Source organism: Micromonospora lutea (genome assembly GCF_016863535.1).
Classification (GTDB): Bacteria; Actinomycetota; Actinomycetes; order Mycobacteriales; family Micromonosporaceae; genus Micromonospora; species Micromonospora lutea.
Genome location: NZ_BOPB01000014.1, coordinates 246,767 through 269,508, shown reverse-complemented (window position 1 = coordinate 269,508; position 22,742 = coordinate 246,767). Strand labels below are relative to the sequence as shown.

The window sequence follows — 22,742 nt, the reverse complement described above, 5'->3', positions numbered from 1 at the left end:
CGGCATCGTAGTGCTGCTCCGTTCCGCCCGATCAGGTCAACCCCACCCACTCCTGGTCGATCACCCGCCCGTCGGTGGCCTCGATTGCCGCTGCGTATACCTCCAGAACCCGGCGGGCAACCACGGGCCAGTCGAAATTCGCCACCACCTGGTCACCGCAGGCGGTCAGCTCCGCCCGCTGAGCGGCGTCGTCCAACAACTCCGACAGGGTCGTACGGAGGACCACCGCGTCGCCGGTCGGAAAGAGCCGGCCGGCCCGGCCGCCGTCGAGCACCCGGCGGAAGGCGTCGAGGTCGCTGGCCACGACGGTGGTGCCGGCGGCGAGCGCCTCGGTGAGGATCATCCCGAAGGACTCGCCGCCGGTGTTCGGCGCGACGTAGAGGTGCACGCTGCGCAGCATCCGCGCCTTGTCCTCCTCGGAGACCATGCCGAGGAAGGTGACCTGGTCCCGCAGGTCGGGCGGGAACCGGTCGAACAGATCGTCCGGGTCGCCGGGACCGGCGACCAGCAGGCGCAGGCCGGGACGTTGCCGGGCGAGCTCGACGAAGGCGTCACGCAGGATCGGGAACCCCTTGCGGGGCTCGGTGAAACGGCCCAGGAAGCCGAGGGTGCCCCCGGCGCCCGGCTCGCACTCCCCCGGCCAGCCGGGCAGCGGCTCGACCCCGGCGAACTTGGCCACCGCCACCCCGTTGGGAATTTCCACCGCCCCGCCGTCCAGGTGCTCGACCTGCACCTTGCGGGCCAGGGCGCTCACCGCGATCCGCGCGGTGATCCGCTCCAGCACGATCTGGAGCACCCCCTGTGCGGCGGCGAGCACCCGGGAGCGGGTCATCGCGGTGTGGAAGGTGGCCACCACCGGGCCCCGGGCGGAGAGCACGGCGACCATGGACAGGCTCAGCGCGAGCGGTTCGTGCACGTGCAACACGTCGAAGTCGCCCCGGGTGATCCAGCGGCGTACCCGGGCGGTCGAGACCGGCCCGAACGCGATCCTGGCCACCGAGCCGTTGTACGGCAGCGGCACCGACCGGCCGGCCGACACCACGTACGGCGGCAGCGGCGAGTCCTCGTCCGCCGGGGCGAGGACGCTCACCTCGTGCCCGAGCCCGATCAGCGCCTCCGCCAGGTCCATGACATGGTTCTGCACCCCGCCGGGTACGTCGAAGGAGTACGGGCAGACGATGCCGATCCGCATTGCGCCCGTCCCCTCAGTCCAGCCACATCCGTTGCAGCATGTGCCAGTCTTCCGGATGCCGGGCGATGCCCGCCGCGAGACCGTCGGCGATCAGCTGGGTCAGCGACCGGACCCGCACGTCGAGTGCGCCCGCCTCGGGCCCCGGCACCGGCAGCGGGCCCACCAGCGAGGCGCACGCCGCATCCGGTTCGTACCACATCGACGCCACGTACAGCGGCGCGCCGGTACGCAGCGTCAGCAGCGCCGGACCGGCCGGCATCCTGGTCCGGCCGCCGAAGAAGTCCACCTCCACGCCCCGGGCGGAGAGATCCCGGTCGGCCAGCAGCGGCACCACCGCCCCGGCGGCCACCCGGTCGGTGAGCACGTCCAGCGGCGGCCGGACGCCGCCGGTGGTGGGCAGAATCTCCATCCCGAGCCGTTCCCGGAACGCCGTGAACCGCCGGTAGACGCCCTCCGGCTTGAGCCGTTCCATGACGGTGGACAGCGGCCAGCCATTGGCGGCGACCCAGGCCCCGGCCGCGTCCCAGTTACCGGCGTGCGGCAGCGCCACCACCGCACCCCGCCCGGCGGCGACGTCCGCGGCGAGTACGTCGGCGCGGTCCAGCCGGAACCCGGCGAGCATCTGCTCGCGGCTCAGCGACGGCAGCCGGAACGCCTCCATCCAGTAGCGGGCGTAGGAGCGCAGGCCCCGGCGGACCAGGTCGTCGAGTTCGGCCTCGGGCAGCTCGGGCCCGACCACCCGCCGGAGGTTGGCGCGTAGCCGTTCGACACCGGGGCCACGACGACGGTGGGCGCGGTCGGCCCCGGCGGCGAACGCGGCGGCGGCGACCGGCCGGGGTAGTACCCGGACCAGCCGCCAGCCGGCGACGAAACCGAACTCGGTGAGGTTCACCGGGTACCCCGCCCGGCTGTGCCGCTCACCCGGTGCCGCCCGGCACGTCGGCCTGCTGCGCCTGCCGGTACACGTGCCGCATCCGCTGCCCCACGGTGAACAGGGACACCGCCGCGAGCAGCCAGAGCGCGATCGGCAGCGCCACCGGGTGGAGCAGTTCGGCGAGCAGGCCGCCGACGCCGACGATCAGCAGTCGTTCCGTACGCTCGGCGATGCCCACGTTGCAGGTCATCCCGAGCCCTTCGGCGCGGGCCTTGACGTACGAGACGAGCCCGCCCGCGGCCAGGCAGATCAGCGCGGCGGCCAGCCCCGCGCGATCGCCCTCGGTGGCCAGGTAGAAGGCGACCGCGCCGAAGACCGCGCTGTCGGCGACCCGGTCCATGCTGGAGTCGAGGAAGGCACCGAACCGGGTCGACCCGCCGCTCATCCGGGCCATCGTCCCGTCGAGCAGGTCGGTGAGCGCGAAGACCGTCACGATCAGCGCACCGGCGACCAGGTGACCGCGGGCACCGAAGCCGAGCGCGCCGACGAGCACCCCGAGGGTGCCGGAGATGGTGACCGCGTTGGGGGACACGCCTGCGCGCAGCAGGCTACGGGCGATCGGCTCGACGACGCGGGTCATCCCCGCGCGGGCCGACACTTGGAAGATCTTCGCCATGGCGGTCCCACGATAACGGTCGGCGCTCGGCCGGCGACACCGCCCGCCTGACCAGCAACGCTCAGCCGGCGCGGCGTGCTCGACGCAGACCGGCTCAGCGCCGCGCCCGGGGAGGGTTGTGTGCGGTCGCGATCGGGTGTGAGATCGGACCAAGAGGGTGACCCAGCTCACCCCACCGGCTGTTGACCGCCCGGTTCCCCGCGCAGCACCGGAGGATATCGCCGCAGCACCCCGCCCGGGCCGCATCCCCGTCGCGCGCGGCGGTCGCCACCACCACCGGCTGAGGGAGGTGCGCCCGATGGCGCAGAAGAGTCAGGACAAGGGAGCCACCGGCGGCGTACCGGTGGTGACCGACCCGGCGAGGATCCGCAACGTGGTGCTCGTCGGGCACTCCGGAGCGGGCAAGACAACCCTGGTCGAGGCGTTGCTCGCGGCCTCCGGCACGATCGCCCGGGCCGGCTCGGTCACCGACGGCACCACCGTCTCCGATCACGATCCGGCCGCCGTACGCCAGCAGCGTTCGGTCGCCCTGGCCTGTGCGCCGCTGCTGCACAACGGGATCAAGGTCAACCTGCTCGACACGCCCGGCTACGCCGACTTCGTCGGTGAGTTGCGCGCCGGGTTGCGGGCCGCCGACGCCGCGCTCTTCGTGGTCTCCGCCGTCGACGGGATGGACGCGGCCACCGCGGCGCTGTGGGAGGAGTGCGCGGCGGTGGACATGCCCCGGGCGGTCGCGGTGGCGCGGCTGGACCATCCCCGCGCCGACTTCGACGAGGCGGTGGCGCTGTGCCAGCGGGTCTTCGGTGACAACGTGCTCCCGCTCTACCTGCCGATGCTCGGTGACGACGGTGAATCCACCGTCGGGCTGCTGGGGTTGATCACGCGGCGGGTCTTCGACTACACGGGGGGCCTGCCATCGCAGGTACGCGAGCCCGACCCGGAGCACCTGCCGGCCATCGTCGAGTCCCGCAACGAGCTGATCGAGGGGATCATCGCCGAAAGCGAGGACGAGACCCTGATGGACCGCTACCTGGAGGGCGAGGAGATCGACTCGGCCATCCTGGTGGAGGACCTGGAGAAGGCGGTCGCCCGTGGCCACTTCTACCCGGTGGTACCGGTCTGCGCGGCGACCGGGGTCGGCGTCGACGCGCTGCTGGAGGTGCTCACCGCCGGGTTCCCCGCCCCGCCGGAACACGCGCTGCCCGCGGTGACCGGGGTGGACGGCTCCCCACGGCCCCCGTTGACCTGTGCCCCGGATGGCCCGCTGGTCGCCGAGGTGGTGCGGACCAGCATCGACCGGCATGTCGGGCGGGTCTGCGTGGTCCGCGTCTTCTCCGGCACGCTGCGCGCCGAGCAGACCGTGCACGTGTCCGGGCACGGTCTGGCTGAACGCGGCCACCCCGACCACGACGCCGACGAGCGGATCGCCCACCTCTACAGCCCGCTGGGCGCCACCCTCCGGGAGGTCGGCGTGGCGGTGGCCGGCGACATCTGCGCGATCACCAAGTCCGGCAGCGCGGAGACCGGTGACACCATCTCGGCCAAGGAGAACCCGCTGCTGATCGCCCCGTGGGAGATGCCGGAGCCGCTGCTGCCGGTAGCGATCGTGGCGAAGTCCCGGTCCGACGAGGACGCCCTGGCCCGCAACCTGGCCCGGCTGGTGGCCGGTGACCCGACGATGCGGCTGGAGCGCAACCCGGAAACCCACCAACTGGTGCTGTGGTGCATGGGCGAGGCGCACGCCGACGTGGTCCTCGACCGGCTGCGCGCGGGTGGTGTGGAGCTGGACACCGAGCCGGTGCGGGTGGCGCTGCGGGAGACGCTGACCGTGCCGACCCGGGGGCACGGCCGGCATGTCAAGCAGTCCGGCGGGCACGGACAGTACGCCGTCTGCGACATCGAGGTGGAGCCGCTGCCGCGCGGCGGCGGCTTCGAGTTCGTCGACCGGGTGGTCGGCGGCGCGGTCCCGCACAACTACATCCCCTCCGTCGAGAAGGGGGTCCGCGCCCAGATGGAGCGCGGCCTGGTCGCCGGCCACCCGGTGGTGGACCTGCGGGTGACCCTGGTCGACGGCAAGGCACACAGCGTGGATTCCTCCGACGCGGCGTTCCAGACCGCCGGAGCGCTGGCCCTACGCGACGCCGCCGAACGGGGGCAGCCGACGCTGCTGGAGCCGGTCGACGAGGTGACGGTTCGGGTGCCCGACGGCAACGTGGGCGCGGTGATGGGCGACCTGTCCGGTCGACGCGGCCGGGTGCTCGGCACCGAACCCGACCCGGACTCCGAAGGGCGCACCCTGGTACGCGCCGAGGTGCCCGCCACGGAACTGCTGCGCTATGCCGTGGAGCTGCGCGCGATGACCGCCGGCGCCGGCACCTTCCGCCGCCACTTCGTCCGCTATGACCCGATGCCCGCCCACCTGGCCGACCGGATCCGCAAGGAGCAGAGCTGACCTGGTCGGACCCGACACCGGACGGGCGTCGCGGCAGCCCGACCTGGTCAGGTCAGGGGCGGGCGGTGGGGAGCATCGGGCTGGGCCAGTAGGGGCGGTCGGCCGCTCGCAGCGCCGCGGCACGCAGGGCGGCGAGCTGCCGCTCCACCTCGGCGAAGTGGTCGGGGGCGAGCGGGCCGAGGGCCAGCGCGGCGGCGTTCTCCTCGACCTGCGCTACGGTGCGGCAGCCCGGGATCGGGATGGCCCGGTCGCTGCGCGCCCAGATCCAGCCCAGCGCGCCCTGGGCCAGGGTGCGCCCGTCGGCGGTCAACGTCGCCCGGACCGCGTGTACCCGGCGCAGCCACTCCGGCGCCGGTCGCCCACCCCGGAACCACTCCAGCCAACCCGAGGTCATCCCCCGCACGTCGTCGCGGGGCAGGGTCGACCCGGGGTGGTACTTGCCGGTGAGCAGCCCCATGCCGAGCGGGCCACGGTTGACGCTGGCCAGGTCGTACTTCTCGCAGACGGCGAGCAGGTCGGGTGCGTCACGCAGCACCGACAGGCTGTGCTGGACGACGGCGGCGTGCGGGGCGTCGTGCCCGAAGGCCGCCGCCCGGTCGGCCCGGTCGGTGCTCCAGCCGTACGCCCGGACCAGGCCGTCGGCCACCAGCTCCTCCAACGCGCCGATCAGCTCGTGGGCCCGGGGCACCGGCAGGTCCGCCAGGTGCAGCTGGTAGAGGTCGATCCGGTCGGTGCCGAGACGCCGCAGCGAGTCCCACACCGCCCGCCGCAGGTACTCCGGTGAGGCGTCGGGCCCGATGGCCTGCCGGGTCCGCTCGTCGAACGTGTATCCCCACTTGGTGGCGATGACCGCCTCGTCCCGGCGGCCGGCCAGGGCCCGCCCGAGGACCCGTTCACCGTGTCCCGCGCCGTAGCTGTCGGCGGTGTCGAAGAGCGTCACGCCGAGGTCCAGCGCCCGGCGGACCGCCCGCACCGACTCCTCGTCGTCGACCGCCCCCCAGCCCAGCGGGATACGTCCCTCGGCCCACGGGCCGGCGATCGCCCAGCAGCCCATGCCCAGGGCGCTGACCGCGATGCCGCTGCGGCCCAGTGTCCGCGTCGACTCTCCCACCGGCGCATCGTGCCATCTTCCGGACAGACGTTGACAGACATCCAGCACGATCATCCGTACGGGCGTCGGTGTCGTACGGATCACCCCGGCGGGCGGCGGATTCCGGCGCCGTCTCGTCCGCTGCCCGCCGTGTCGCGGGCGACCTGCGGCTGGCTGAGGAATCCGCTCCTCGCCGCGCTCCCTTTGCTCTGCTTACCGATACGCATCAACTTCGCTGCGTAACCGTCGCGTGGGTTGAAGCAGAGCAAAGGGAGCGGGTAGCGGGTGGCGTCGGCCCGCTGCGCCGCCACCCGCTGCCGCGTGATGGCGGCGGAGCCGAGCGCGGCAGGTCGGGTGCGAGGATCCGATGGTGGTGGCGGGAGCGGCCGGGACGGGAGCGGTGGCGGCCGGGTCAGGCGGGCCAGGCGCGGGCGAGCAGGTCGCGGGTGTCGGCCAGCAGCTGCGGCAGGACCTTCGTCTGACCGATCACCGGCATGAAGTTGGCGTCACCACCCCAGCGGGGCACCACGTGCTGGTGCAGGTGGGCGGCGATCCCGGCGCCGGCCACCCCGCCCTGGTTCATGCCCAGGTTGAAGCCGTGGGCACTGCTGACCTTACGGACCACCCGCATGGCGGTCTGGGTGAACGACGCCAGCTCGGCCGTCTCCGGTCCGTCCAGCTCGGTGTAGTCGGCCACGTGCCGGTACGGGCAGACCAGCAGGTGCCCCGGGTTGTACGGGTACAGGTTGAGCACCACGAACACGTGCCCGCCGCGCGCCACCACCAGGCTCTCCTCCGGTGACCGGGCGGGGGCCAGGCAGAACGGGCAACCGGAGGGTCGCTCGTAGCCGCCCTCCGGTCGGTCCTCCCCGGAGATGTACGTCATCCGGTGGGGCGTCCAAAGCCGGTCCAGCCCGTCGGCCATGTCCCTGCCGGTGTGCTCCTCCGCCCCAGTCACACCGGCGATCCTACGACCTCGCCCCGTCGCACTCGACGCACGGGCCGTCGCCCGGACGCCCCGCACCCGCCGCCCGCACCCGCCGCCCCGCGCTCGCCCCCGGCCGACGGGTGTCAGGAAGGGGCCCTTCCTATACCGCAGGCGTTAAAAAGGTGCCCTTCCTTACATCTCGGCGGAGGGGCCGGTGTTGGTGCGGGAGCGGATCACGTCGAGGACGTGGGTGACCGCCTCGGCCAGCGGTACGCCGTTGCGCTGGGAACCGTCGCGATAGCGGAAGGAGACCGTGCCGGCGGCCACGTCGTCGTCACCGGCGAGCACCATGAACGGGATCTTCTGCTGTTGCGCGGTGCGGATCTTCTTCTGCATCCGCTCGTCACCGGCGTCGACCTGGGCGCGGATGCCCTCGGCGCGCAACGCGGCGACGAAGCCGTGCAGATAGTCGGCGTGGTCGTCGCGGATCGGGATCCCCACCACCTGCACCGGGGCCAGCCAGGCCGGGAACGCCCCCGCGTAGTGCTCGGTGAGCACGCCGAAGAACCGTTCGATCGAGCCGAAGAGCGCCCGGTGGATCATGACGGGTCGCTGCCGGGTGCCGTCGGCGGCCTGGTACTCCAGACCGAACCGCTCCGGCTGGTTGAAGTCGACCTGGATGGTGGACATCTGCCAGGTCCGGCCGATGGCGTCCTTGGCCTGCACAGAGATCTTGGGGCCGTAGAAGGCGGCACCGCCCGGGTCCGGCACCAGTTCCAGGCCGGAGGTCTCGGCGGCGGTGCGCAGCGCCTCGGTGGCCTCCGCCCAGTCGGCCTCGGAGCCGATGAACTTCGGGGAGTCGTCGCGGGTGGACAGCTCCAGGTAGAAGTCGTCCAGACCGTAGTCGCGCAGCAGGTCGAGCACGAACGACAGCAGGGTGGTCAGCTCGCCGGGCATCTGCTCACGGGTGCAGTAGATGTGCGAGTCGTCCTGGGTGAGGCCGCGTACCCGGGTCAGGCCGTGCACCACACCCGACTTCTCGTACCGGTAGACGGTGCCGAACTCGAACAGCCGCAGCGGCAGTTCGCGGTAGGACCGTCCGCGCGACCGGAAGATCAGGTTGTGCATCGGGCAGTTCATCGCCTTGAGGTAGTACTCCGCCCCCTCCAACTGCATGGGCGGGAACATCGTGTCGGCGTAGTACGGCAGGTGGCCCGAGGTCTGGAAGAGCTGCGCCTTGGTGATGTGCGGGCTGTTGACGAACTCGTACCCCGCCTCCTCGTGCCGGCGACGCGAGTAGTCCTCCAGCTCCCGGCGGATGATGCCGCCCTTGGGGTGGAAGACCGCGAGACCGGAGCCGATCTCGTCGGGGAAGCTGAACAGGTCGAGGTCCGCGCCGAGCTTGCGGTGGTCGCGGCGGGCCGCCTCCTCCAGCAGCTTCAGGTACGCCTTCAACCCGTCACGGGTCGGCCAGGCGGTGCCGTACACCCGCTGCAACTGGGGGTTCTTCTCCGACCCGCGCCAGTACGCGGCGGCCGAACGCATCAGCTTGAACGCGCCGATCAGCCGGGTGTTGGGCAGGTGCGGCCCCCGGCACAGGTCCGACCAGCAGACCTTGTCCTCGTCGGCGGTGAGGTTGTCGTAGATGGTCAGCTCGCCGCCGCCGACCTCCATCACCTCGGAGGAGTCCAGCCCTTCGCCCTTGACGTCGATCAGCTCCAGCTTGAACGGCTCGGCCGCCAGCTCGGTCTTCGCCTCGTCCAGGCTGTCGAAGCGGCGGCGTCGGAACCGCTGACCCGACTTGATGATCTCCTGCATCCGCTTCTCGAGCTTGGTCAGGTCGTCGGGCTGGAACGGCTTGTCCACCGCGAAGTCGTAGTAGAAGCCGTTGTCGATCGGCGGACCGATGCCGAGCTTCGCCTGCGGGAAGATGTCCTGCACGGCCTGGGCCAGCACGTGGGCCGTGGAGTGGCGCAGCACGTTCAGCCCGTCCGGGGAGTCCAGCGCGACCGGCTCGACCGTCGTCTCCTCGGCCGGACGCCAGTCCAGGTCACGCAGCACGCCGTGCGGGTCGCGGACCACCACGATCGCCCGAGGGCCGTTGGCGGGCAGCCCGGCCGCGGCCACCGCATCGGCCGCCGTCGTCCCGGCGGCGACGACGACGGGGTCGGCCACGGCGGGGGTACGGGGTGCGGACACGGATGACTCCTCGCAGCAGATGTGACGGATGGTGCCGATACCGGCTCACTGATGCTATCGGTCGCCCAGGGAGCACCGTCGTCGACACCGACGGCAGCCGATTCCCGCCACCGTTGAACCATTTCGGCCCGGGATCCGAACTACCCGGTGTGGCCGGAGCCGGTTCCGGCCGCGTGGACACGGATGGGAACCCAGATGGCGATGACGTACGGCGGCAGCCGTCGACGCCGGGGCGCGCTGGTGGCCGCCCTGGCCACCACCGTGGTGCTGCTCTGGCCCGCCACGGCGTGGGCGGACGGGGTGACCTTCACCCCGTCCGAGGCCCAGCAGGGCAACGCGGTGAAGCTCGAATTCGTGGTGCCTGACGAACGGCCCGGTGTCCGTACCGAACGGATCGAGATCAGAATCCCGGCCGATCCACCGATCGCCGAGGTGTACCCGCTGTCGGTGCCGGGCTGGGCGCCGACGATCACCACCCGCAAACTGGACCGGCCGGTCGCGGGCATGCACGGCCCGGCCACCGATGTGGTGACGGCCGCGCTGATCTGGTCGCGGGCGAAGGACGATCCGGGCGAGGGCCCGGCGCGGCTGGTGTTCTCGATGGCACCGCTGCCACAGACCGAACGGCTGACCTTCGAGTTGGTGCAGACGTACGCCGACGGTCTCCAGGTGAGCTGGGGCAGTGGTGCCGGTCAGCGGCCGCTGCCGGCGCTCACACTGCTGCCCGGCGACCCGGCCTACCCGGGCGCCCACGCTGGGCACGGCGCGGCACCGGGCGGCGGAGCGCCCGCCGAGGCCCCGCCCACCACCGCCGCCTCCGACGACGGCCCGAACGCCAACAGCCTGCTCGCCGCCGGGCTGGTCGCCGGCCTCGGCGGCGGCGCGGTGGTGGGTTGGCTGATCAGCCGCCGACGCCGTACCCCGACCGAGGAGATCGACCGCTCGGTACTCGACGAGGAACCGCCGGCAACCGAAGCCGGTGCTGCCACGGCGGGCGAGGCGACCGGAACCGAGGTGACCGGAACCGCGCAGGGCGCCGGCTCCGACGGGGTCAAGGCGGGTGTCCGCCGCTGACGGGGCTAGTCCACCCAGTCGGGTAGCGGCTCGCGGGCGGCCAGCCAGTCGGCGGGCACTCCACCGGCGGTGCCGACTCCGGTGTACGCGGCGACCACCCCACCGGCGATGGCGGCCGTGGTGTCCACGTCGCCGCCCGCCTCGACGCAGGCCCGTACCGCGGCCGGGTAGTCCTCCAGGTGGGTGGCGGCCACCCAGCAGGTGAACGCGACGGTGTCCTGCGCGGTCGTACGGGAACCGTTGCCGAGCGCGTCCACCACCTCCGACAGCGCCCGGCCGAGCAGCCCCGCCGCCCGGCGTACGCCCCGATGCACCTCGGTTGCCGGGTCCACGGCGGCAGCGACGCTGGCGAGCAGGCGACCCGGGTCGGGACGGTCGCCGTCCAGCCGGGCCCGGGCAGCTCGGGCGGCGGCCACCGCCACCGCCACCGCACCGGCGATCCCCTCGGGGTGGGCGTGGGTCACCTCGGCAGACGCCCGGGCCTGGGTGACCGCCCGGCTGGTCGAGTCGGCGAAGTACGCGCCCAGCGGGGCGACCCGCATCGCCGCGCCGTTTCCGCAGGAGCCCTGCCCGTCGAATGCGGACGCGGCGGCCACCGGCCACGGGGTGCCGGTCCGGATCAGGCGCAGGATGCGTACCGCTCCGGGGCCGTAGCCACGGTAGGGCTCACAGCGCTCGGCGAAGTCCAGCGCCAGACCGTCCCGGTCGATCTGGCCCGCCTCGGCCAGCCGGGCCAGCACCGAGCAGGCCATCTCGGTGTCGTCGGTCCACTGCCACGGCGGTGGTGGGAGCCGGTCGGCGGCGAGGTCGGCGGCCTGCCGGCCGGGAACGAAGAACTGCGAGCCGAGGGCGTCGCCGACCGACAGGCCGGCGAGGCTGTCCCGGGCCAGCGCCAGGCGGGTGTCCGGATACAGGGTGAACGTCATGGTCGCACCAGCTTGGCCGGTTCCGGGGTGGGCCGCAATGTCGCCGCACTTGCCGACCCGAGTACCGTGCTTGGGTGGCCACCGTCCTCCTGGTCGAAGATGACCATGTCGTACGCGGCGCGATGCTTCGTTCCCTCACCGACCGGGGTCACGCCGTGCACGCGGTGGGCACTGCCCTGGACGCGCTGCGCCGGGTCGCCGCGGAGACACCGGACCTGGTCGTGCTCGACCTGGGGCTGCCGGATCTGGACGGCTCGGACGCGCTGCGGATGCTCCGGGGCATCACCGATGTGCCGATCATCATCGCCACCGCTCGCGACGACGAGCAGTCCGTGGTCAAGCTGCTGCGGGCCGGCGCGGACGACTACATGATCAAGCCGTTCACCGGCGTGCACCTGGACGCCCGGATCACCACCGTGCTGCGCCGCGCGGGCCGGGCCAGTCGCTCCGCCCAACCGGCCGTGCACAGCGTGGGTGGGCTGCGGGTGGACGTCGGCGAGCGCAGCGCCCACCTGGACGGTGCGGCGCTGGCGCTGACCCGCAAGGAATTCGACCTGCTGGCGTATCTCGCCGCCCGCCCGGGCCGGGTAGTGTCCCGGCGGGAGCTCTTGGAGGAGGTATGGCGGCAGCCATCGGTCGGCGAGGACCAGACCATCGACGTTCACCTGTACTGGCTACGCCGCAAAATGGGCGAGTCCGCGGCGAAGCCGCGCTACCTGCGCACCGTGCGGGGGGTGGGCTTCCGACTGGTGGCGCCGGACTGAGGAGGGCGCTGGCCCTGTTGACGGCCGGCGTGGGCACCCTGCTGGCACTGGCCTTCCTCGTACCGCTCGGGTTGACCCTCGGCGGCCAGGCCCGCGAGGAGGCGATCGCCGACGCGGCCCGCCGCAGCGCGCTGGTGACCGGTGCGCTCGCGATCAGTACCGAGGCGACGGCGGTGACCCGGGCGATCGAAGCCAGCGGCGACGATCCGGCCACCCGGCCGGTCGTGCACGGGCTCGACGTGGACGCCTCCGCCGGACGAGCCGACCCGGTGCAGCTGGACCAGGCCCGGGAGCAGGGCCGCTCGCTGGTCGTCGACGTCGACGGCGGGCTGCTGCGGCTCGATCCGGTGGTACTGGGCGAGCAGACCGCCGTGGTGGAGGTCTTCATCCCGGACGCCGTGCTCGACGCGGGTCGCGGTGGTCGGTGGCTGCTGCTGGCCGGGGTGGCCGTCGCGTTGGTGGGCGCCGCGATGCTGGTGGTGGACCGACTCGCCGTCCGCGCGGCGGACGCGAGCCGGGGCCTGGTGAAGGCGGCGCTCGCGATCGGCGACGGCGACCTGGGCGTACGCGTCGAGCCGCACGGCCCGCGTGAGCTGGTCGAGGCCGGCCACGCGTTCAACCGGATGGCGGAACGGTTGGTGGCGGCGCGCACCGAGGAGCGGGAACTGGTGGCGGACCTGTCCCACCGGCTGCGTACCCCGTTGACCGTGCTGCGGCTGGACGCCGAGGCGTTGGAGTCCGACGACACCAGCGTGGGCTCGTTCAGCCAGGCCGAGCTGGACTACCGACGCGGTATCCGGCGCATCCGGCAGGCGATCGTCACCCTGGAGGGTGAGATCGACGTGCTGATCAAGACGACCCGCAAGACGGTGGCGACCGAGGCCGCTCCGGCGATGTGCGACGTGAGCGAGGTGGTCCGCGACCGGATGGTGTTCTGGGCGGCCCTCGCCGGTGACCAGAATCGCCCCCACCGGGTCTCCGGTGCCCAGTTGCGCATTCCCGCGCCGGTGCCCCGCGCCGAGTTGGCCGCCGCCCTGGATGCCGTCATCGGGAACGTGTTCCGGTACACCCCGCAGGGCACCGCGTTCGAGGTGGCGGTGTCCCGCCGCGACGGGTACGTGGCCATCCGGATCGACGATGCCGGTCCGGGTATCGCCAATCCGGACCGGGCCCTGCGGCGCGGTGCCAGCGACCAGGGCTCCACCGGGCTGGGGCTGGACATCGCCAAACGGGTGGCGTTGCAGGCCAACGGATCGGTCAGCATTGACCGGGCTCGGCTGGGCGGGGCGAGCGTGGTGATGTTGCTGTCCGACCCGGAGGCGACGCCGCGCCAGGTCAGCCGGTTCGGCCTGGTGGGCCGGATGGCTCGGGAGGGCCGGGAACAGAAGGCCGGCGGACGCCGCTGGCCCCGGCAGCGCCCGACGGACGGGTAACCACGCTCGTCACTTTCCGTAGCGGCACGGTGGCTGGGCTGTGCGACGGCGCAAGTCTTCCTTAGATCCGAATTAACCCCGTTCCACCCGACCGGTGCGGCTGACAGGATCTCAACGAACCCAGCAGTTCCGCCGGCTTGTCGCTCAGCGCGTTCGGCCGGTGGAGCTGTGCGCGCGGCGGGAGACACGGTCCCCCCACACCTCCTCCCGCCGCGCGCCACCTCGCCCGGTGCCGGCGGCGTCAGCCGCGCCGGTCGGCGAGGTAGGCGTCGATCTCCGCGAGGATCCGCCGCTTGCCGGGCTCGTCGAGGAAGGACGCGGACACTGCGTTGCGGGCCAACTCGGCCACCCCCTCCGGACCGACGTCGAGCAGTCGGGCGGCGACGGCGTACTCGTCGTCGAGGGTGGTGCCGAACATGGGCGGATCGTCCGAGTTGATGGTCACCAGCAGCCCGGCGTCGACCAGGCGGCGCAGCGGGTGCTCGTCGATGTGGGCGACGGCCCGGGTACGCACATTCGACGTCGGGCAGACCTCCAGCGCGATCCGTCGCTCAGCCAGGTACGTGAGCAGTCGAGGGTCCTGTGCGGCGGCGATGCCGTGACCGACGCGTTCGGCACCCAGCTCGTGCAGCGCGTCCCAGATCGTCTGCGGGCCGGTGGTCTCCCCGGCGTGCGGCACGGAGTGCAGCCCGGCCGCGCGGGCCTGGTCGAAGTAGGGCTTGAACTGTGGCCGCGGCACACCGACCTCCGGACCGCCGAGACCGAAGCTGATCAGCCCGTCGGGGCGTTCGTCGAGCGCGATCCGCAGCGTCTCCTCGGCCGCCGGCAGACCCGCCTCGCCGGGAATGTCGAAGCACCAGCGCAGCTCGATGCCGAAGTCGGCGGCGGCCCTCTTGCGGGCGTCCTCGATCGCCTCGCAGAACGCCGGCGCCGGGATGCCGCGCCGCACGTGGGAGTAGGGCGTCACGGTCAGCTCGGCGTAGCGGACCTGCTGGCGGGCCAGTTCCCGGGCTACCTCATGGGTGAGGATCCAGACGTCGTCCGGATCCTTGATCAGGTCCACGACGCTCAGGTACAGCTCGACGAAATGGGCGAAGTCGCGGAACACGAAGTAGTCGGCCAGCAGCTGCGGGTCTGCCGGGACCGGGGTGCGCCCCTCGTGGCGGGCGGCCAGCTCGGCCACGATCCGGGGCGAGGCGGAGCCGACGTGGTGTACGTGCAGCTCCACCTTGGGCAGTCCGGCGATGAAGGTACGCAGGTCGGTCACGAGTTCTCCTGAGCGAAACCGGTGTGGGCGACGAGGAAGATCCGTCGGAACGGGAAGTACACCTGGCCGTGCCGCACCGGGTACGCCTCGGTGAGGCGTACCGCCAGCGCGGCCCGGAAGGCGGACCAGCCGGCGGCGTCCAGCGCGGCGCGGACCGGGCGCAGGGCGGCGCCCTTCAGCCAGGTCAGCACGGGGTGGTCCGCGTCGGGGCCGGCCGCCAGCAGATGCACGTAGGTAGTCTCCCAGGCGTCGACGGTGCAACCGGCGGCGACCAGCGACCCGGCGTGGTCGACCGGAGCCTCCCGGAGCAGCGGGGTCAACGCCGCCCGCCACGGTGGGCGACCCGCGACCTCGCGCAGCGCCCGGCGGGAGGGTGCGTCGACGTTTCCTGGCACCTGCACCGCCAGCCAGGCACCGGCCGGCAGCTCGGTGGCCCGACGGACGAGCGGGTCCGGTACGCCGCCGGATCCCACATGGTCGCCTCATTTCCCGCAAACCGTACGTCCGTCTTGTTTACCGTACGGCCCGGCACCCGTCGCGGCAGGCGAGTCACTAGGCTCACCGTATGGAGCAACGCACGTTTCCCCGCATGGATCGCCAGGCCGGCGTGGTCGGGCTCGGTGCCTGGCAACTCGGCGCGGACTGGGGCACCGTGTCCGAGGATGACGCGATGGCGGTGCTCAGCGCCGCGGTCGACGCCGGGGTCACCTTCCTGGACACCGCCGATGTCTACGGCGACGGGCGCAGCGAACAGCTGATCGGACGATTCCTGGCGGCACACCCCGACGCCGGGCTGACCGTGGCCACCAAGATGGGCCGGCGGGTGGCGCAGACGCCCGAGGCGTACACCGTGGACAACTTCCGCCGGTGGACCGACCGGTCCCGGACGAACCTGGGCGTCGACACGCTGGACCTGGTGCAGTTGCACTGCCCGCCGACGGCCGTCTTCGCCACCGACGAGGTCTTCGACGCCCTCGACACCCTGGTCGCCGAGAAGCGGATCGCCGCGTACGGCGTCAGCGTGGAAACCTGCGACGAGGCGCTCACCGCGATCGCCCGGCCCGGGGTGGCCAGCGTGCAGATCATTCTCAACGCGCTGCGCCACAAGCCACTCGAACGCGTGCTGCCGGCCGCCTCGGCCGCCGGGGTCGGCATCATCGCCCGCGTTCCGTTGGCCAGTGGCCTGCTCTCCGGCCGGTACGACGAGCGCACCACCTTCGCCGCGGACGATCACCGCAACTTCAACCGGCACGGCGAGGCGTTCGATGTCGGCGAGACGTTCTCCGGTGTGGACTTCGGCACCGGCCTGGCCGCCGTGCGACGGATCGCCCCGCTGGTCGGCGAGGGGCGCACGATGGCCCAGTTCGCACTGCGCTGGGTGCTCGACCAACCGGGCGTCACCGTGGTCATCCCGGGTGCTCGCGACGCGACCCAGGCCCGCGACAACGCCGCCGTGGCCGGCCAGCCACCACTGTCCACGCAGGAACTGGCCGAGGTCACCGCGGTCTACGACGATCTGATCCGCCCCCAGGTGCACCACCGATGGTGAGCGGCGAGCCGACTCCAGGCGGGCCGACCGGGGCGACCGGCGGCGGGGCGGCCAGCGGCGGGTCACCACAGAGAGAGACCGCGATGAACGGTTGGTTCCGGCTCACCCTCGGCCTGCTGGCCGTGGTCGTGGGAGCGGTGTGGACGGTCCAGGGCCTCGGCTACGTCGAGGGCAGCGTGATGACCGACCAGCGGATCTGGGCGGTGCTCGGGCCGTTGCTGGTGTTGGTCGGGTTGGCGCTTGTCTGGCTCGGCGTGCGCGCCCGCAACCGTCGCTGACGCCCGCACGGCAACGATGCGGAAAGCCCCGCGTCCGGTCGGGACGCGGGGCTTCGCACTGATTCGGGGACTGCCTCGCCACTGGCCGGCGGTCGCCGACCGGTGCCTCAGAGGGGGCGGACCTGCTCGGCCTGCGGACCCTTCTGGCCCTGGGCGATCTCGAACTCCACCCGCTGGTTCTCCTCCAGCGTGCGGTAGCCGCTGGTCTGGATGGCCGAGAAGTGGACGAACACGTCAGCACCCCCGCCGTCGACGGTGATGAAGCCGAAGCCCTTGTCAGCGTTGAACCACTTCACGGTTCCCTGCGCCATGTGTATCTCCTTCTAAAACTGGCGGCCGAGCACACCGTGCGGCCGGTTGGCCGTTTTCGAGCAGCGGTGTCTGAGGCGGCCCCCGACGGAGACTTCTCTCAACCCACGCAATCTCTCAACAGCGTGGAACAGCTTAACCACGTAGGCAAAAATTCTGCACAGCCTCTTCGACGAAATTTCTCCGACATGTGACCTGACGGATGCGTCAGATCGGGCCGTCGGCGGTTGTGGATAAGGCAAAAGGCCCTCTCACCAACAAATGGTGAGAGGGCCTTGACACAGCCCTTCAGTCCGGCCAACTGCCGGTCAGCCGACGGACACCGACCGCGCCGCCCCGGTCCACGGCGGCCCGCACGACCGAGAAGATGGCGCCCTGCAAGGCAGCCGCCGCGAGGACCTCGCCCCAGCGGCGGTCCTCGTCGGTCGGGTTGGGCGCCTCGCCGTCACCAGCGGTCATCTTCCACACCTGACGGAAGAGCACGCCCGCGATCGCACCGGCGGCGAAACCCATCAGCACGCCGACCGGCTTGTAGGCGGCCTTGCCGATTCCCTTGCTCACCCACGCCTCCCTCGGATGATCATCAACACCACGGCGGCGGCGACGGCGCCGGCCGCGAGCGCGATGAACGGAGCCGGTCCCTGCCGGCTCCGTCCCTGCTGATGGTCGAGGCCGGCCTGGGCGCGGACCCGGGCGACGGTCATCGCGGCCTGCTCGCGTACCCGTTCCCGGGCCTGGTCCGCCGAGGACTTCAGCCGCTTCTTCACGTCCGCCTTGGCGGCCAGCGCCTCCATCGTCTCGCCCAGTTCGACACGGGTACGCCGGATCTCCTCCCGCAGCGCCTCCGTGTCACCCATACCGTTGCCCGTCATGCCCGTCCCCTGTCCTTCACCGCGGCGCTGACCACGTCGACGTCGGCCCGCAAGCTGCGCACGGTCGCCTCGGGCACCGGCGGGACCGCGCGGCTGACCCGGCGCTTGCCGATCAGCGCGAGCACTCCGGCGACCAGGAACAGGGCCACCGCCACGATCAGGGCTGCTGCCCACGTCGGCAGCACCAGGGCCAGCAGGAGGATCGCGACGGTCACCAGTGCCCCCACGCCGAAGAAGGCGAGTGCGCCGGCGCCGACGAGCAGGCCGACGCCGATGCCGGCCTGTTTGCCCTTCTCGGTCAGCTCGGTACGGGCCAGGGCGAGTTCGTCCCGCACCAGGCGCGAAACCTGCTCCGTCGCCCGCTGGACCAGTTCGGCGGTGGACGGCTCCATCCCGTTGTGGGACGTACGCCCGTTGTGGGACGTACGGGCGTTCGCCACGTCAGCCATGCTGTCCCCCTCTCGTCATCACCGCGCTGTATGCCCGGAGTCGCCGCTCGTCAATCCTGTTCCCGAAAAAGGGGGCAGTAGCGTCGGGCAGCACGTCCCCGCCCAACGCCGCGACAAACCTCCACATCCGAGTGGATAACGAGATGCTCAACGGCGAGGTTCGGCGGGCTCCCGAAGTTCGACGTTCTCGTCGGGGCCCACGAAGGCTTCGTTGCGGGCCTCACCGTCGTCGCTGCCGCCGAAGAGACGGGCGTCGTCGGGGACCTCGGCCTCGGCACGACGGCGCGCCGAGCGCGGCTGCACCCACTGCCACGGCAGGTCGCTTCCGCCGTCGCCGACTTCGGTACGCAGCCGAGGCATCGCGGTGGGTCGGTGATCGCGTATCCAGGCCACCAGATGTTCCCGCACCCGGCAACGCAGGTCCCACAACGCCCCCGCGTTGCCGGCGCTCACCAGCGCACGAATCTTGATCATGCCACCGGTCGCGTCGGTGACCTGCAGAACGCAGACGCGGCCGTCCCACAGCTCGGTGCTCTCGACCAGCCGGCGCAGTTCCTCCCGCATGGCCTGCACCGGGATCGACCAGTCGACCTCGAACTCGGCCGTGCCGAGGATCGCCGCCTCGGTGCGGGTCCAGTTCTGGAACGGTGTGCTGGTGAAGTAGGAGGTCGGCAGGATCAGCCGCCGGTCGTCCCAGATCTGGACCACCACGTAGCTGAGCGTCAGCTCCTCGATCCGGCCCCACTCCCCCTCGACCACCACCACATCGTCCAGGCGCACCGCGTCGCTGAAGGCGAGTTGCAGCCCGGCGAAGACGTTGCCCAGCAGGCTCTGCGCGGCCAGAGCGGCGACGATACCGACCACACCGGCACTGGTCAGCACGCCGGCACCGATGCCTCGCACGGCGGGGAAGGTCATCAGCATCACGCCGAGGGCGAGTACGACGATCACCACGATCGTCACCCGCCGCAGCATCACCACCTGGGTACGCACCCGCCGGGCGTGGCGGTTGTCCGGCACGTCCACCCGGAAGCGGGCCAGCGCGGTGTCCTCCACCACCACCAACAGCGAGGCGACCAGCCAGGCCACAGCGGCGATGATGGCGATGACCAGCAGATGCAGCACCGCCTGACGCCAGGCGGTGCCGACCGCGTACCCGGTGCTGAACCGGACGGCGAACTGCACCGCGAGCACGGTGGCGACGATCTGGAACGAGCGGTGCGCATGCTCGGTCAACTCGGTCAACAGCAGCGACCGGCGGCCCCAGCGGCGGGTGAGGCGATGCACCACCTCGACCACGGCAAGGGCGATCGCCGCCGCGGCGAGCGCGGCGACGACCGTCACGAGGTAGCTGTGCACGTGTTGCTTCTCCTTCCGACCCGACGGCGGCGTCCGGCGAACGGGCGATCAAGATCCGACAAAGGGGCAATGGTGCCCTGGATCGCCGTTACCGACCACCGTCGGGGTCGCCACGGAGGAGAAGGTCATACCTTGCGGTAGCGGGACTGGACGAAGCAGTAGACGCCGAAGGCGGCGATGCCCAGCGCGATGAGGATGAGCAGGATGGTGCCGAACGGCTGGTCCCGCAGGGTGCGCAGCGCGGCGTCCAGGCCACGCGCCTTCTCCGGGTCGTAGTTCACCGCGGCCAGCACGACCAGCAGGCCGGTGACGGCGAAGGCGCTGCCCCGGGAGACGTAGCCGGCCATGCCGAGCCGACGGGCGAGCTGCGTGGTCTTGGCGTTCATCTCGCCGGTCTTCAGCCGCTTCATGAACTTCTTCTTGGCCCCGTAGATGGCCATGCCGACGCCGATTCCCATGAGCACCAGGCCGGCGAGACCGATCAGCCACCGACCGCCGCTGGACTCCATCATCCGGGCGGTCAGCTCCTCCTGCTGGGAGGCGCTGTCGGAGTTGGCGTTGGAGAAGACCTTCCAGGCGGTCCAGGCCAGCCAGAGGTAGATGACGGTGCGGGCAGCGGAGATGACCCGTTCCTTGAGTCGGTCGTTGCCCCGCTCGGTGCGGTGCCCGACCGCTGCCTCGAGAGCCTGCCAGATCGCCATGGCGAGCATGCCCACGGCGATGGCGATGACCAGGAACTGGCCCATGGGTTGCGCGGCGAGGGTTCGCAGCGCGCCGGACTGGTCGCCGTCGTCGGACGAATTGCCGAACGCGATCTGCAGCGCCAGCCAGCCGAACAGCAGGTGCACGATCCCGTAGCCGATGAAACCGGCCCGGGCGAGGAGTTCCAGCCACCGGCTGTCGGCCGTACGGGCGGCGGTGGCTTCAGCGTTCCGGGTGAGAGACATGGCGCCTCAAATCTCCGAACGCGAAGATTTCCAAACGTGCTGGCCGCCGCCCGATCTGCCGTCAGCCCCCGTTTCGGGCGATCCGCACCTTCACCTCGGAGTCGGTGACGCTGTCCAGGGTGACCGCGAGGCCACCGACGTCGGCCGCCTGCTCGCCGACGGTGAGCGACAGTTGCTCGCCGCCGACCTCGATGGTGACCACGTCGTCCTGCGCCTCGACCAGCCGGGCCTCGACACCGAGGATGTTGGCCCGGGCGTCCACGCCCCGGTCGAAGGTCACCGTGCAGGCGTCCAGCCCGCAGTTGGTGCTGGCCCCTTCCGAGCTGCAACCGGTCAGCAGCGCCGCGCCGAGCGCGAGGCCGGCCAGCAGCACGGCCAGTCGGGTGGGGGTACTGCGGGCGAGGGATCGATTCGTCACAGCGTCCAGCGTACGAAACACCGGCGAATCGACCGGTCCGGCCGTCGAGGTGGACCCGACCTTCCAGGACACGGGCCTGCCCCCCGGAGTCACCAGCTCGGACTGACCGCGCCGCCGGCGAGCAGTTCAGCCGCAGCCCTACCGGCGGCCCGGGTGGCACCGTGTGTGGCGATGTGTACCGCCCCGGTGACCAGGGCGGGGACCCCGAGTTCGACGACCACCGCGTCGGGGCGGGCGGCCAGCGTCCGCTCGACCGCGTTTCGCATCCAGTCGTGCCGGTGCAGGTCGCGTACCACCAGCACCAGCGGCCGGCCGACGGCGTCGGCGGCCGGGTCGGCCGGCACCGAGCTCTCGACGTGCCGGACGTTCGTCGTTCCGGGCACGAGCGCGGCCAGCGGCGCCGCCACCCCCCAGGGGGTTTCCGATCCGATCGCGATGTTGTGTGGCGGCTGAAACTCGACCACGTGCGCCGGGCCGGTCAACGGCAACGACGCGGCGTCGCCGGTGGTGACCCGGACGGCGAGTCGGGCCGCCGCCAGCCCGACGGTCGAACCGGCACCGGCCGTGGCGGCCCGCGTTCCGGCACGGGCGGTACGGGCCGCCGCCGTCCAGGCGGCGAGTTGCCCGACCCGCTTGGCCGCCTCGGCCAGTCGCTCCTCGGGTAGTTCACCGACGACGACCGCGTCGACGATGGCGTCGCGCAGGTGGCGGGCGGTCTCCTCGTCGGCGTGCTCGCCGCCGACGCAGATCGCATCCGCCCCGGCCGCCAGGGCACGCACCGCCGCACCGGCGAAACCGTAGCGGTCGGCCACCGCGCGCATCTCCACCGCGTCGGTCACCACGACACCGTCGAAACCCATCTCCTCGCGCAGCAGGCCACCCAGGATCCGGCCGCTCAGGGTGGCCGGCAGGTCCGGATCCAGGGCCGGCACCAGCAGGTGCCCGGTCATCACCGCCTGGACGCCCGCCGCCACGGCGGCCCGGAACGGGGCCAGTTCGACGGCGTGCAGCCGAGCCCGGTCGGCGTCGATCCGGGGCAGATCGTGATGGGAGTCGACGCGGGTGTCACCGTGGCCCGGGAAGTGCTTCGCGCAGGCGGCGACGCCGCCGGACTGCAGGCCGCGAATCCAGGCGGTGGTGTGTCGGGCGACCAGCGACGCCTCGGCGCCGAACGACCGGACGCCGATCACCGGGTTGTCCGGGTTGGAGTTGACGTCGACGTCCGGGGCGTAGTTCAGGGTGATCCCGGCGGCGGCCAGTTCCTCGCCGAGATCGCGGGCCACCTCCTCGGTGAGGGCCGGGTCGTCCACCGCGCCGAGAGCCAGGTTGCCCGGGCGGGAACTGCCCTGGCCGGATTCGATGCGGGTGACGTCACCGGCTTCCTCGTCAATGGCCACGATCACGTCCGGGCGTTCCGCGCGCAGCGCGGCGGTGAGCGCGGCGACCTGCGTCGGATCGACGACGTTGCGGCTGAACAGCACCACCGAGCCGAGCCCGTCGCCGAGCCAGCGGCAGATCCACGCGGGCGGGACGGTGCCGACGAAACCGGGCTGCAGGACCGCAGCCGCCAGGGCCGCCAGATTTCCGTTGCGCTCGACCCGCTCACTCATGACGGCGCTCCGCTTCGCTGCGTGCCGCCATGAGACACCGCCACGCTGAGTTGATGATTCGCTCGCTGCCGCTCAC

General features: G+C 72.0%; 22 protein-coding genes and 1 pseudogene. 6 read left to right on the top strand and 17 right to left on the bottom strand.

All coding sequences use genetic code 11. From position 1 onward, the window contains the following. Positions 1–31 precede the first annotated feature (31 nt). From Vlu01_RS16310 to pgsA, 3 genes are read right to left on the bottom strand one after another with little or no spacing between them, the layout of a single operon-like run. A complete protein-coding gene (locus Vlu01_RS16310; RefSeq protein ID WP_203999963.1) occupies positions 32–1,192 on the bottom strand; it encodes a glycosyltransferase family 4 protein in 1,161 nt (386 codons plus the stop codon). Between the two features lie 13 nt (positions 1,193–1,205). Next, positions 1,206–2,084 (bottom strand): phosphatidylinositol mannoside acyltransferase, encoded by an 879-nt coding sequence (locus tag Vlu01_RS16305; protein ID WP_203999960.1) that lies wholly within the window; start codon positions 2,082–2,084, stop codon positions 1,206–1,208. A gap of 25 nt (positions 2,085–2,109) precedes the next feature. Then, complete coding sequence (gene pgsA, locus Vlu01_RS16300; protein ID WP_203999957.1) at positions 2,110–2,742, bottom strand: phosphatidylinositol phosphate synthase; 633 nt, start codon at positions 2,740–2,742, stop codon at positions 2,110–2,112. Positions 2,743–3,040: 298 nt separating this feature from the next. Between pgsA and Vlu01_RS16295 the strand changes: the two genes are divergently transcribed. After that, entirely contained in the window at positions 3,041–5,194 is a 2,154-nt protein-coding gene (locus Vlu01_RS16295) for an elongation factor G-like protein EF-G2 (protein WP_203999954.1), read from the top strand. Positions 5,195–5,246: 52 nt separating this feature from the next. Here Vlu01_RS16295 and Vlu01_RS16290 read toward each other — a convergent pair whose 3' ends face one another. From Vlu01_RS16290 to thrS, 3 genes are all read right to left on the bottom strand, one after another. After that, the gene (locus Vlu01_RS16290; protein WP_373307410.1) at positions 5,247–6,248 is read right to left on the bottom strand and encodes an aldo/keto reductase; all 1,002 of its coding nucleotides are present in this window, start codon (positions 6,246–6,248) and stop codon (positions 5,247–5,249) included. Between the two features lie 448 nt (positions 6,249–6,696). Beyond that, positions 6,697–7,209 carry an HIT family protein gene (locus tag Vlu01_RS16285; RefSeq protein ID WP_204000097.1) on the bottom strand — a complete coding sequence of 171 codons (513 nt, stop codon included), beginning with the start codon at positions 7,207–7,209 and terminating at the stop codon, positions 6,697–6,699. Positions 7,210–7,404: 195 nt separating this feature from the next. Beyond that, the gene (thrS, locus tag Vlu01_RS16280) at positions 7,405–9,411 is read right to left on the bottom strand and encodes a threonine--tRNA ligase (protein WP_203999948.1); all 2,007 of its coding nucleotides are present in this window, start codon (positions 9,409–9,411) and stop codon (positions 7,405–7,407) included. 195 nt (positions 9,412–9,606) lie between these two features. On the opposite strand from thrS, the gene Vlu01_RS16275 reads away from it, so the two are divergent. Next, positions 9,607–10,485 carry a DUF1775 domain-containing protein gene (locus Vlu01_RS16275; protein WP_203999945.1) on the top strand — a complete coding sequence of 293 codons (879 nt, stop codon included), beginning with the start codon at positions 9,607–9,609 and terminating at the stop codon, positions 10,483–10,485. A 5-nt stretch (positions 10,486–10,490) separates the two neighbouring features. On the opposite strand, the gene Vlu01_RS16270 is transcribed toward Vlu01_RS16275, so the two are convergent. Continuing rightward, positions 10,491–11,411: an ADP-ribosylglycohydrolase family protein gene (locus Vlu01_RS16270; protein ID WP_203999943.1), complete on the bottom strand. Its 921-nt coding sequence runs from the start codon at positions 11,409–11,411 to the stop codon at positions 10,491–10,493. 74 nt (positions 11,412–11,485) lie between these two features. Between Vlu01_RS16270 and Vlu01_RS16265 the strand changes: the two genes are divergently transcribed. Both Vlu01_RS16265 and Vlu01_RS16260 read left to right on the top strand, forming a co-directional pair. Further along, positions 11,486–12,175: a response regulator transcription factor gene (locus Vlu01_RS16265; protein WP_203999941.1), complete on the top strand. Its 690-nt coding sequence runs from the start codon at positions 11,486–11,488 to the stop codon at positions 12,173–12,175. Between the two features lie 17 nt (positions 12,176–12,192). Beyond that, positions 12,193–13,608: a HAMP domain-containing sensor histidine kinase gene (locus Vlu01_RS16260; protein WP_239095930.1), complete on the top strand. Its 1,416-nt coding sequence runs from the start codon at positions 12,193–12,195 to the stop codon at positions 13,606–13,608. Positions 13,609–13,849: 241 nt separating this feature from the next. On the opposite strand, the gene Vlu01_RS16255 is transcribed toward Vlu01_RS16260, so the two are convergent. Then, on the bottom strand, positions 13,850–14,875 hold the full coding sequence (locus Vlu01_RS16255; protein WP_203999939.1) for an adenosine deaminase: 1,026 nt from the start codon (positions 14,873–14,875) through the stop codon (positions 13,850–13,852). Beyond that, positions 14,872–15,333, bottom strand: a pseudogene (locus Vlu01_RS16250) (class I SAM-dependent methyltransferase); the annotation flags it as partial. The pseudogene Vlu01_RS16250 and the gene Vlu01_RS16255, both read right to left, overlap by 4 nt. Positions 15,334–15,440: 107 nt before the next feature. Here Vlu01_RS16250 and Vlu01_RS16245 point away from each other — a divergent pair. Both Vlu01_RS16245 and Vlu01_RS16240 read left to right on the top strand, forming a co-directional pair. Continuing rightward, positions 15,441–16,424 carry an aldo/keto reductase gene (locus Vlu01_RS16245; RefSeq protein ID WP_203999937.1) on the top strand — a complete coding sequence of 328 codons (984 nt, stop codon included), beginning with the start codon at positions 15,441–15,443 and terminating at the stop codon, positions 16,422–16,424. Positions 16,425–16,507: 83 nt separating this feature from the next. Then, entirely contained in the window at positions 16,508–16,702 is a 195-nt protein-coding gene (locus Vlu01_RS16240; protein ID WP_203999935.1) for a hypothetical protein, read from the top strand. A gap of 107 nt (positions 16,703–16,809) precedes the next feature. Here the strand turns inward: Vlu01_RS16240 and Vlu01_RS16235 are convergent, their stop codons facing one another. From Vlu01_RS16235 to Vlu01_RS16200, 8 genes are all read right to left on the bottom strand, one after another. Continuing rightward, positions 16,810–17,013, bottom strand: coding sequence for a cold-shock protein (locus tag Vlu01_RS16235; protein WP_011905669.1), 204 nt, complete (start codon positions 17,011–17,013; stop codon positions 16,810–16,812). A 286-nt stretch (positions 17,014–17,299) separates the two neighbouring features. Next, positions 17,300–17,572 (bottom strand): DUF4235 domain-containing protein, encoded by a 273-nt coding sequence (locus tag Vlu01_RS16230; RefSeq protein WP_203999933.1) that lies wholly within the window; start codon positions 17,570–17,572, stop codon positions 17,300–17,302. Next, the gene (locus Vlu01_RS16225; RefSeq protein ID WP_203999931.1) at positions 17,569–17,883 is read right to left on the bottom strand and encodes a DUF3618 domain-containing protein; all 315 of its coding nucleotides are present in this window, start codon (positions 17,881–17,883) and stop codon (positions 17,569–17,571) included. The genes Vlu01_RS16230 and Vlu01_RS16225 overlap by 4 nt, the downstream gene beginning before the upstream one ends. Continuing rightward, positions 17,880–18,332, bottom strand: a complete 453-nt coding sequence (locus Vlu01_RS16220) for a phage holin family protein (RefSeq protein WP_203999928.1) — start codon at positions 18,330–18,332, stop codon at positions 17,880–17,882. The genes Vlu01_RS16225 and Vlu01_RS16220 overlap by 4 nt, the downstream gene beginning before the upstream one ends. Positions 18,333–18,479: 147 nt before the next feature. Beyond that, positions 18,480–19,691 carry a mechanosensitive ion channel family protein gene (locus Vlu01_RS16215; protein ID WP_203999925.1) on the bottom strand — a complete coding sequence of 404 codons (1,212 nt, stop codon included), beginning with the start codon at positions 19,689–19,691 and terminating at the stop codon, positions 18,480–18,482. A gap of 125 nt (positions 19,692–19,816) precedes the next feature. Continuing rightward, complete coding sequence (locus Vlu01_RS16210) at positions 19,817–20,638, bottom strand: DUF1206 domain-containing protein (RefSeq protein WP_203999924.1); 822 nt, start codon at positions 20,636–20,638, stop codon at positions 19,817–19,819. Between the two features lie 61 nt (positions 20,639–20,699). After that, complete coding sequence (locus tag Vlu01_RS16205) at positions 20,700–21,056, bottom strand: hypothetical protein (RefSeq protein ID WP_203999923.1); 357 nt, start codon at positions 21,054–21,056, stop codon at positions 20,700–20,702. An 89-nt stretch (positions 21,057–21,145) separates the two neighbouring features. Beyond that, entirely contained in the window at positions 21,146–22,666 is a 1,521-nt protein-coding gene (locus Vlu01_RS16200) for a glycoside hydrolase family 3 protein (RefSeq protein ID WP_203999921.1), read from the bottom strand. Between the last annotated feature and the right edge of the window lie 76 nt (positions 22,667–22,742).

Coding starts and splice junctions, on each gene's coding strand:
- Vlu01_RS16270 (WP_203999943.1), bottom strand. CDS start 11,411: ATGACGTTCACCCTGTATCCGGACACCCGCCTGGCGCTGGCCCGGGAC.
- pgsA (WP_203999957.1), bottom strand. CDS start 2,742: ATGGCGAAGATCTTCCAAGTGTCGGCCCGCGCGGGGATGACCCGCGTC.
- Vlu01_RS16220 (WP_203999928.1), bottom strand. CDS start 18,332: ATGGCTGACGTGGCGAACGCCCGTACGTCCCACAACGGGCGTACGTCC.
- Vlu01_RS16285 (WP_204000097.1), bottom strand. CDS start 7,209: ATGGCCGACGGGCTGGACCGGCTTTGGACGCCCCACCGGATGACGTAC.
- Vlu01_RS16200 (WP_203999921.1), bottom strand. CDS start 22,666: ATGAGTGAGCGGGTCGAGCGCAACGGAAATCTGGCGGCCCTGGCGGCT.
- Vlu01_RS16235 (WP_011905669.1), bottom strand. CDS start 17,013: ATGGCGCAGGGAACCGTGAAGTGGTTCAACGCTGACAAGGGCTTCGGC.
- Vlu01_RS16310 (WP_203999963.1), bottom strand. CDS start 1,192: ATGCGGATCGGCATCGTCTGCCCGTACTCCTTCGACGTACCCGGCGGG.
- Vlu01_RS16295 (WP_203999954.1), top strand. CDS start 3,041: ATGGCGCAGAAGAGTCAGGACAAGGGAGCCACCGGCGGCGTACCGGTG.
- Vlu01_RS16225 (WP_203999931.1), bottom strand. CDS start 17,883: ATGACGGGCAACGGTATGGGTGACACGGAGGCGCTGCGGGAGGAGATC.
- Vlu01_RS16240 (WP_203999935.1), top strand. CDS start 16,508: ATGAACGGTTGGTTCCGGCTCACCCTCGGCCTGCTGGCCGTGGTCGTG.
- Vlu01_RS16210 (WP_203999924.1), bottom strand. CDS start 20,638: ATGTCTCTCACCCGGAACGCTGAAGCCACCGCCGCCCGTACGGCCGAC.
- Vlu01_RS16290 (WP_373307410.1), bottom strand. CDS start 6,248: ATGGGCTGCTGGGCGATCGCCGGCCCGTGGGCCGAGGGACGTATCCCG.
- Vlu01_RS16245 (WP_203999937.1), top strand. CDS start 15,441: ATGGAGCAACGCACGTTTCCCCGCATGGATCGCCAGGCCGGCGTGGTC.
- Vlu01_RS16275 (WP_203999945.1), top strand. CDS start 9,607: ATGGCGATGACGTACGGCGGCAGCCGTCGACGCCGGGGCGCGCTGGTG.